The sequence below is a fragment of the Alishewanella sp. HH-ZS genome (genome assembly GCF_001704375.1).
Classification (GTDB): Bacteria; Pseudomonadota; Gammaproteobacteria; order Enterobacterales; family Alteromonadaceae; genus Alishewanella; species Alishewanella aestuarii.
On sequence record NZ_LZEJ01000103.1, the window covers coordinates 1 to 683 of the forward strand.

The window sequence follows — 683 nt, forward strand, 5'->3', positions numbered from 1 at the left end:
AGATCAAGTCTGAGCTAGTACATTGCATCAGCCCAAGAAGATGACTCAGATTCTTTTGTACCAACATAAAAATTCCGTTCAACTGAGAGCGCACGGTCTTCTGAACAATCTGAAGACAATAATGAATATAACCATACATTTTCGTCGAGTCGTCTCCCCATAAGAGTAATCGAACCGCCTTCAGCACCGAGTTTGAGAATTATTTCTGGAATATCAAAATTCATTTATACCTATCGCTTTAAAATGGGTTTGCCTTACGAATCTTTGGTGCTCGCGTTCATCCTGGCTTTAAGTTGCTTATCAGCACAACGCTACAGGTCGAACTGAAAAACTTAGCTCATATTCCATAACGCGTACACTTGGCACCTGACTTACAGCATAACGTAATTTTGTGGGTATCTCTGAGGCAACAATAATACCTCTGACATCTTTACCATTAGCCAAATGTTTTTTAACCCACCCCATATATCTTAAAATCTGGCCCAACGTCGCGTCAGGTCCCCGACCAAGCTTCAATTCAAGAACAACGAAATTTCCAACGTCATCAAGGGCTAGGATATCTATAGGGCCAACATCTGTTTGAAACTCTACACCGTCTCTACCATCATGACTGAGGTAGATAGCTGAGGGATCCCCACAAATTGCTCCCCCATATTATCCACACTCTATCAGATCGTCCGGTG

2 protein-coding genes are annotated in these 683 nt (G+C 42.3%); both read right to left on the minus strand.

Annotated elements, in window-relative coordinates:
• Positions 1 to 14: 14 nt before the first annotated feature.
• On the minus strand, positions 15 to 224 hold the full coding sequence (locus A9165_RS16855) for a hypothetical protein (RefSeq protein WP_141686183.1): 210 nt from the start codon (positions 222 to 224) through the stop codon (positions 15 to 17).
• Positions 225 to 300: 76 nt separating this feature from the next.
• Positions 301 to 642, minus strand: coding sequence for an endonuclease NucS domain-containing protein (locus A9165_RS17260; protein WP_083216316.1), 342 nt, complete (start codon positions 640 to 642; stop codon positions 301 to 303).
• Positions 643 to 683: the final 41 nt, after the last annotated feature.

Bases quoted from the DNA above. Each gene is read 5' to 3' on its own strand.
- A9165_RS16855 (WP_141686183.1), bottom strand. From the start codon at position 224: ATGAATTTTGATATTCCAGAAATAATTCTCAAACTCGGTGCTGAAGGC.